Origin of the sequence: Streptomyces sp. NPDC050263 (genome assembly GCF_040655955.1) — a bacterium.
In the GTDB taxonomy this organism is placed as follows: domain Bacteria; phylum Actinomycetota; class Actinomycetes; order Streptomycetales; family Streptomycetaceae; genus Streptomyces.
Genome location: NZ_JBFAKW010000215.1, coordinates 1 through 8299 on the forward strand (window position 1 = coordinate 1; position 8299 = coordinate 8299).

4 protein-coding genes and 2 pseudogenes are annotated in these 8299 nt (G+C 70.1%); all 6 read right to left on the reverse strand.

From position 1 onward, the window contains the following. Positions 1 to 90 precede the first annotated feature (90 nt). Positions 91 to 564: a hypothetical protein gene (locus AB0J04_RS44475; RefSeq protein ID WP_363174425.1), complete on the reverse strand. Its 474-nt coding sequence runs from the start codon at positions 562 to 564 to the stop codon at positions 91 to 93. Then, positions 561 to 1847: a hypothetical protein gene (locus tag AB0J04_RS44480; RefSeq protein WP_363174426.1), complete on the reverse strand. Its 1287-nt coding sequence runs from the start codon at positions 1845 to 1847 to the stop codon at positions 561 to 563. The genes AB0J04_RS44475 and AB0J04_RS44480 overlap by 4 nt, the downstream gene beginning before the upstream one ends. Before the next feature lie 130 nt (positions 1848 to 1977). After that, complete coding sequence (gene lpdA, locus AB0J04_RS44485; RefSeq protein WP_363174427.1) at positions 1978 to 3390, reverse strand: dihydrolipoyl dehydrogenase; 1413 nt, start codon at positions 3388 to 3390, stop codon at positions 1978 to 1980. A gap of 77 nt (positions 3391 to 3467) precedes the next feature. Continuing rightward, positions 3468 to 7427, reverse strand: a complete 3960-nt coding sequence (locus AB0J04_RS44490; RefSeq protein ID WP_363174428.1) for a glycoside hydrolase family 2 TIM barrel-domain containing protein — start codon at positions 7425 to 7427, stop codon at positions 3468 to 3470. A gap of 157 nt (positions 7428 to 7584) precedes the next feature. Further along, positions 7585 to 8211, reverse strand: a pseudogene (locus AB0J04_RS44495) (reductase); the annotation flags it as partial. Positions 8212 to 8217: 6 nt separating this feature from the next. Further along, positions 8218 to 8299, reverse strand: a pseudogene (locus AB0J04_RS44500) (transposase); the annotation flags it as partial.

Consider the following 8299-nt stretch of genomic DNA (forward strand, 5'->3'; position numbering starts at 1 on the left):
TCCTCGTAGCGGAGCTACTAGGGCTTTCGCCCGGTGCGGCGAGAGTGCGTGCCGAACGCCGCGACGCCGCGGAGATCCATCAGAAGCCCCCTAGGACCTGTCCGCCTTCTCCTGCCACGACGCCAGCGACCAGATCACGAACACGTCGATCGCCATGACGACGATCGACCAGAGGGGCTCGTACGGCAGGAAGAGGAACTGGGCGACCAGGCTCAGGGCGGCCAGCAGGATGCCGGTGAAGCGGGCCCGGGTCATCCCCTTGAGGAGGGCCGCGCCGGTCGCCGCCGCGAGGGCGCCGAGGACGAGGTGGATCCAGCCCCAGCCGGTGAGGCTGAGCTCGTAGACGTAACTGCCGACGCGGGCGTAGACGTCGTCCTCGGCGACGGCCGCGATGCCCTGGAGGACCGCGAGCACCCCGCTGCACAGCATCAGGACGCCGGCGAAGACGACGCCGTCGCCGACCCTGCGCGTCTGCGGGGCGGCCCGGCGTGGTCCGCCGCGTGGGGTGGACCAGGCGGTGCCGATCTCGCCGTGCCGGTCGCCGGTAGGGGTCTGCGAGCTCATGCGGGGCTGTCCTTTCGGCGGGGCCGGGTCGCGAGGAAGTCGACGATCCCCAGCGCGAAGAGCAGGGCGAGGGCGAGGCCGATCACGACCCAGCCGGTCGGGTACGGCCACAGGAGAAAGGCCAGGACGGCGCCCGCGGCCAGGATCCAGGTGATCCAGGTGCGGTAGCGGTCGACGAACGGGCCGACGGAACCGGTACGCAGTCCCGCGTGATCGGCGGTCACGCGCACGGCGCCGATGCCCGAGTGCCAGAGCCGCCGCACCAGAGCGGCATGGCGGCCGGGCCCGGTCAGCCAGGCGGCGATGGCGATCACCGCGCCGAGGGCGACCACCGACCGCACGGAGGTGCGCAGGAAACGGGTGAGCGTGTCGTACACGGACCCGGCGGCCGGCTGGGAGACGCCGGCCGGGAGAGCGTCGAGGTAGACGACCCGGAAAACGGTCAGCGCGACACCCAGGAGGAGGGTGGCGAAGGCGAAGCAGAGCGCGGCGACGATCAGGACGCGGCGGCGGTGCGCCGAGAGCAGAACGCCTGCCGCCACCAGCAGGACCGCGATCACGGGGAGCCAGAAACCGGCCAGCTGGAGCAGCCGGAAGTAGGTCTTGACCTTGCCGATGTCCTCGGACTCGACGACCGTGAAGTTCGTGTGGATCTCGGGGATCTTCCCCGCGACCGTCATCCCGGAGTCGACCAGCCGTTGCTTGACCCGGTCGACGACCGGGGCGAGGTCGACGGTCACCGTGTCGTTCTCGATCTTCACCGCGCCGCCGCCGCTGCCCGTGAGGGCCTTCTCGACGGAGCTGTGGATCCGACGGTTGGCGTCGACCCAGATCTTCTCGAAGGCGTCGGAGGCCACGACCGCCTGGGCCTTGTCGTGCACGAAGCTGCGGACGGCGCTCTCGAGCGAGGGGCCGAGCCTGCCGAGGGCCTTCTCCAGCAGCGGACGCTGGGCCGGGATCACGTCCTGGAGGAGTGCGGTGAGGTCCAGGCGGTCCATCACCGCGTTCGTCACACGGGTGGCGGCCGCGTTCTGGAGATCCTTGTCGGAGGCCAGTGGGCGGACGGTGTCGACATAGCGGCCGGTGTCGCCCACGATGCTGGACGTCCAGGCCGCCACCAGGCCCAGCGGGGCCAGGACGCAGCCGAGGACGATGAGGACGACCGCGACGGTCGAGCGGACCCGGTGATGGGTGGGACGACGGGTGCGCTCCTCCTCGAGTGCCGCGATGCGGGCCCTGAGTGCCTCCAGCTCCGCGCCTGCGGGGGCGCCGTCTTCCGGCATGGCGGGCTCCCTCGCCGTCGGTCCGGTCCGGGGTCGGGCCGGTGGATGCCAGCACATCCCGGCCGTACGGCGGCGGCGAGCGTGGCGGTGCCGTTCGGGTGAACGGCACCGCCGGGAGCGGTGCCCGGAGCTACATGTTGATCATGTGGCCGGCCAGGCCGTGCACGGCTTCCTTGACGGCCTCGCCCAAGGTCGGGTGGGCGTGGACGTTGCGGGCGACCTCGTGGACGGTGAGGTCCCACTGCTGGGCCAGGGTCAGCTCCGGCAGGAGCTCGGTGACGTCGGGGCCGATGAGATGGCCGCCGATGAGCTCGCCGTGTTCGGCGTCGCTGATCAGTTTCACGAAACCGGTTGCGTCGCCCAGTCCGTGCGCCTTGCCGTTGGCGGTGAACGGAAACTTCGCGACCTTGACGTCGTAGCCGAGCTCGCGGGCCTGGGCCTCGGTGTAGCCGAAGCTGGCGATCTGCGGCTGGCAGTAGGTGGCGCGCGGGATCATCGCGTAGTCGAGTTCCATGGTCTCGGCGTCGGCGAGGGTCTCGGCGGCGATGACGCCCATCGCCTCGGCGGTGTGCGCGAGCATGAGCTTCGCGGTGACGTCGCCGATGGCGTAGAGGTGCGGCACGGAGGTACGGCAGCGGCCGTCGACGTCGATCGCGCCCCGCTCGGTGACCTTGACGCCTGTGTTCTCCAGGCCGAAACCGGTTACGTTCGGGGCGAAGCCGATCGCCTGGAGGACCTTGTCGGTCTCCAGGACCTGCTGCGCGCCGTCCTTGCCGGTGACCGTGACCCGCACCCGCGGGCCGGACTCGTCGATCGACTCGACACGGGTCGAGGTGAGCACGTCGATGCCCAGCTTCCGGTACTGCTTGGCGAGTTCGGCGGAGACCTCGGCGTCCTCAAGGGGAGCGACGCGGTCCAGGAACTCGACGATCGTGACCTTCACGCCGTAGTTGTGCAGGACGTACGCGAACTCGATGCCGATCGCTCCGGCGCCCGCGATGACGATCGACTGCGGGAGGTCCTCGGCGAGGATCTGCTCCTCGAACGTCACGACCCTGGCGCTGCGCTTGGTGCCGGGCAGCAGCCGGGGCGTCGCTCCCGTGGCGATGATGCAGTGGTCGAAACCGATCGTGCGGGTCTCGCCGTCGTAACCGGTCACGCGAAGCGTGCGGTCGTCGACGAACGCGCCGCGGCCGTCGAACTCGGTGATCTTGTTCTTCTTCATCAGGTAGTGGACGCCCTTGACCCGGCCGTCCGCGACCTTGCGGCTGCGGCGGTACGCCTCGCCGTAGTCGAAGGAGACCTCTCCCTCGACCTTGATGCCGAAGGTCTTCGCCTCGCGCGTGAAGATGTGCGCGAGCTCGGCGTTGCGCAGCAGGGCCTTGGTGGGGATGCAGCCCACGTTCAGGCACACACCGCCCCAGTACTTCTCCTCGACGACCGCGACGCGCTTGCCCAGCTGGGCGGCCCGGACCGCGGCCACGTAGCCGCCGGGTCCGGCGCCCAGCACCACGACGTCGAAGCGTTCGTCCTGCTCGACCATGGGAGGGTTCCTCTTCCGTAGGTACCGTTTCCTTCTACCTCGGGAAACGGTACCCATCGCGTCCCGCTCGTGCCTGGCTACTCCGTGGCCGTGGGCCGACGTGACGCGGCCGTCGCCCGGTCGACGTCGGTCAACGGCCGCAGCCGGTAGGTGTACGTGTAGTCCCGGTCGGCGAACAGCTTGTACTCGTCGTGGGTGTGCGCGCCCCAGCTGTTGTCGCCGCCGACGCCCATCTGCCGGTGGTTCAGACGGAGTACGACCTCCTTGCGGGGGGTGAGCTGGTAGTCGTGGCGGGCCCCGACCGACAGGTCCTCGGGGGTGAAGTGCGAGGCGTTGACCTCCAGGAGCGGCTCTCCCGAGACGAGCAGGCCGTTGCCGTCGCCGTCGGTCAGGGCGATCCAGCGGACGTCGGTCTTGTTGCCGTTCTCCTGCGGACGCAGGTAGGAGGTCCACTGGCCGGCGACGGTGCCGGAGTACAGGCCGACGTCGGTGGCGTTGTTGCGGTCCCAGTGGTTCTCCTCGGGGCCGCGGCCGTAGTAGTGCAGGTTCTTCAGCCGACCGGGCAGGAGCAACAGCGTGCCGACCTCGGGGATGTAGGGCAGCGAGGCCGCGCCCGGGTGCAGGGTGTTGTCGACCTTGATCTCACCGTTTCCGAAAACGGTGTAGGTGGTGGTGTACGTCGATGTCGTCGTCGTGGGCAGGGTGCCGGCGACCTTGATCTCGACGGCCCGGTCACGCAGCGCCCGCACGCTCACGTCGGTCACCGTGCGGCGGGCGCCGGCGTCGCGCCAGGTCTGGTTGCGGGTGTGCTGGCCGTTTCCCCGGTCGTTGTCGGTGGGGGCACGCCAGAAGTTGGGGGCCGGTCCGGAGGAGATCAACCGGGCGCCGTCGGCCTCGTACGAGGTGATGACGCCGGTCTTCTTGTCGACGGTGACCGAGAAGTCCTCACCCGTGACGGTGACCGACGCGTCGCCTTCCCTGTGGCCGAGCGCCGGGATGCCGTCCAGGGACACGGGGGTGACGGCGGAACTGCCCGCGTCGACGGCGAGTTGCTGCCTGGCCACCTCGAAGCCGGGCTTCGCCCACTTCGTGGTCTCCCGTGTGGTGAACGACAGTTGGAGGAAGTACTCCGCGCCCGGCGCGGGATCGCCCGGCACGCTGAAGGGCACGGTGATGTCCTTGTCCGACAACGGCGGCACGTCCAGTTGGGCGCGGCTCAGCTTTCCGCGCTGCACCACCTCGCCGTCGCCGACGAGCTCCCAACGTCCGTCGAAGTCCCGGAGGTCGGTGAAGAGGTACTCGTTGGTGAGGGTGACCGCGGCTGCGGGAGCGAGCCGGTCGCCAGAGGCCGGTGCGGCGTTGATCGCCTGGTAGATCCGCTTGACCTCGGCGGACTTTCCGGTGAGCCCGCGGTCGGCGGTGACGATGCCGTCCCCGGAGAAGGCCCCGTCGTTGGGGTTGTCGCCCCAGTCGCCGCCGTAGGCGTAGAACGTGCTGTCGCGGGGCCGCTTCACGGTGAGGCCGACGGTGGCGGCGTCGAACCAGAACCGTACGCCGTCGTCGCCGGGGCCACGGCCGCCGGCGGCCAGCTCGGCGGCGCTCAGCGCCCGGGCGTACACCCGGGCCCGTCGGACGGTGCCGCTGAACTCCCGGGTGGGGTTGTCGACGTCGGTGGCCAGGGACAGCGGCGCGGTGTTGACGGCGGGGCGCACGTCGGTGGTCCGGGTGGCCCGGACCGAGCCGTCGACGTGGAGGGTCAGGGTGCCGGCCGCCGCGTCGAAGACGCCCGCCACATGGTGTTCGGCGCCGGTCCAGTCGTCCGGGAGCGCCCAGCTCGCGGTGATCCACCGGCCGCTGCCGTAGATGAAGAACTCCAGCGTCCGGTTCGTCTGCTTCAGGGCGTACTGGGTGTCGCCCTTGGCCAGGATGGGCTGGTGGTAACCGGTTACGTGCGGGGTGACCCAAGCCTCCAGAGTGAAGGACCCGGTGAGGTCGAGCGTCGCGTCACGGGCGAAGACGGTTCCGCCCGAGACGCCCTCGTCGCGGGTGAAGGCGCCGCTCGGGGCCATGATCTCGCCGCGCAGAGCGGCGGGCCCGGTCTCGGTGAGCAGCTTGCGGGTCGGGGTGGGCCAGTCGAGGGCCTGGTCGACGAAGTCCCAGATCCAGCCGCCCTGGAGCACGTCGTGGCGGCGGACCAGATCCCAGTACTTCTTGAAGTTCCCGCTGGAGTTTCCCATCGCGTGGGAGTACTCGATCATCACGTACGGCCGGGTGTCGGCGGTGTCCTTCGCCCGCGCCTCGACGCGGGCGGGGCTGTCGTACATCTCGGAGCGGATGTCGCTGATGCCGGGGCGGTCGTCGCCCTCGTACTGGACGACCCGGGTGGTGTCGTAGGAGCGGATCCAGTCGTACATGGCGTTGAAGGTGCTGCCGCCGCCCGCCTCGTTGCCGAGCGACCAGATGACGACCGACGCATGGTTCTTGTCGCGGTGCACCATGTTCTGGGCGCGGGCCACGCAGGCGGTCGTCCACTCGGCGTGGTTGCCGGGGTACTCGCCCCGGATGCCGTGGGTCTCGAGGTTGGTCTCGTCGACGAGGTACAGGCCGTACTCGTCGGCGAGTTCGAGCCACAGCGGGTTGTTGGGGTAGTGCGAGGTGCGGACGGTGTTGATGTTCAGCCGCTTGATGATGCCGATGTCCTCGACCAGGTCCGCACGGGTGAGGGCCGAGCCGTGGGTCGGATGCATCTCGTGGCGGTTGGTGCCGCGGAGCGAGACCGGCTTGCCGTTGATGCGCATCAGCCCGTCCCGAAGCGCGAACTCGCGCAGGCCGACGCGGTGGGAAACGGTTTCGATCACCTTGCCGGCCGGGTCTCTCAGGCGGAGCACGGCTGTGTAGAGGTCCGGGTGCTCGGCCGACCACAGCCGGGGCGCGGGCACGGCCTTCGCGGCCTGGACGGTCTTCTCCTCGCCCGAGCCGAGCGCGACGGCCTGCTGGAGCGGCCTGGGCCACACCGGGTGCCCGCCCTCGTCGTACAGCTGGGTCTCGACGGAGTACCGGCCGGCGCCCCGGCCGCCGTAGTCGCGCACATGGGCGGTGACCGACAGTTCGGCCGCCCTGTAGTCGTCGCTCAGCGGGGTGTCCAGCCGGAAGTCGCGCAGGTGCACGGCCGGCGTGGAGAACAGGTAGACCGAGCGGAAGATGCCGCTCAGCCGGATCATGTCCTGGTCCTCCAGCCAGTCGCCGTCGGAGTAGCGGTAGACCTCGACGGCGATCTGGTTGGCGCCCGGCTTGAGGTGCGGGGTGATGTCGTACTCGGCCGGGTCGTAGGAATCCTCGTGGTAACCGACCATCTCGCCGTTGATCCATACGTAGTGGGCGGACTTGACCCCTTCGAAGTGCAGGAACGTCCGCCGCCCGGTCCAGCCGCGCGGCACCGTGAAAGTGCGGCGGTACTGGCCCACCGGGTTGTACCGGGTCGGGGCGACGGGCGGCTGCGCCTCCTCGCCCAGGCCGTTGGGGCCCCACCACGGGTAGGTGATGTTGATGTAGATGGGGCGGTCGTAACCGTGCAACTGCCAGGCGGAGGGCACGGGGACGGTGTCCCAGTCGCTGTCGTCGACGTCGGTCCGGTGGAAGTCGACGTCCCGGTCGTCGGGGCGGTCGGCGTGCGCGAACTTCCACTTTCCGTCGAGGCTCAGCCGGTACGGGGAGCGGGTGCGGTCGGCGGCGAGGGCCTGGTCGAGGTCCGCGTACGGCATGAGGATGGTGTGCGGCGCCTCGGTGCCGAGGCGGAAGACGTCGATGTGGCCGTTCCACTCGGGGGTGCCGTCGGCCGCGACGGCCCGGTGGGCGGTGGCGGTGGACGCTCCGGACAGGGCGAGCGCGCCGAGGGCGGCGGCCGACCCTTCGAGGAGACGACGACGGCTGACGACCGTCCGGGGCGGGCGGTGCGGCTCCACCCGCTCGGGGCGATCCGGCTCCGCCCGCTGGGGGCGGTCCGGCCGGTCCATGGGCGACACGTGCGGGTGCGACATGACCACGACCTTCCTCGGGACGAACCGTGCGGCTCCGCACGGACGGAGGGTGCGTTAGATCTTGTCCACTCCTGTTGAAAATACGAACATAGACGCGCCGCAATGACCGAATATCAACTCTCTTCGGCGCAACGCCACTTGGTGCACAGGAATCCCGTCAGTAGACGTCCCGCACATATCGCTTGTCGGAGGCGAGTTGCTTCACATAGGCCGCCGCCTCCGGCTCGCTCAGACCGCCGTGGACGACCGCGACGTCGCGCAGGGCCTGGTCGACGTCCTTGGCCATACGGGAGGCGTCGCCGCAGACGTAGAAGTGAGCGCCGTCCTGGAGCCAGGACCACAGATGGGAGCCGTGCTCGCGGATCCGGTCCTGGACGTAGACCTTGACACGCTGGTCGCGGGAGAAGGCCGTGTCCAGGCGGGCGAGGGTGCCGTCGGCCTGGAAGGCGGTCAGGTCCTCCTGGTAGTAGAAGTCCGTCGCCCGGTGCTGCTCGCCGAAGAACAGCCAGTTGGGCGCCCGGTGCCCGCGCGCCCGGCGCTCCTGCAGGAATCCGACGAACGGCGCGACTCCCGTGCCCGGGCCGATCATCACCATCGGGGTCGCCGGATCGGCGGGCGGCCGGAAGTGCGGGGAACGCTGCACATGGACCGGGACCTCGGTGCCGGGCTCGGCGTCGGCGAGGAAGGGCGAGCAGACGCCCTGCCGGGGGCGGCCGGCCAGGTTCTCGTACCGCACGACGGAGACGGTGAGCGAGACCAGGTGGGGGTCGGTCAGCGGGCTAGTGCCGGATCAGGCAACGTTTGCCCTGTCGACGACGGCGCGTAGGCGCCGGTCGTCGGCATGGCGGTTTCGCCAGATGATGTAGCGGCGG

What these genes read in the sequence shown, in the direction of transcription:
- AB0J04_RS44475 (WP_363174425.1), bottom strand. Translation starts at nt 564, where the DNA reads ATGAGCTCGCAGACCCCTACCGGCGACCGGCACGGCGAGATCGGCACC.
- AB0J04_RS44480 (WP_363174426.1), bottom strand. Translation starts at nt 1,847, where the DNA reads ATGCCGGAAGACGGCGCCCCCGCAGGCGCGGAGCTGGAGGCACTCAGG.
- lpdA (WP_363174427.1), bottom strand. Translation starts at nt 3,390, where the DNA reads ATGGTCGAGCAGGACGAACGCTTCGACGTCGTGGTGCTGGGCGCCGGA.
- AB0J04_RS44490 (WP_363174428.1), bottom strand. Translation starts at nt 7,427, where the DNA reads ATGTCGCACCCGCACGTGTCGCCCATGGACCGGCCGGACCGCCCCCAG.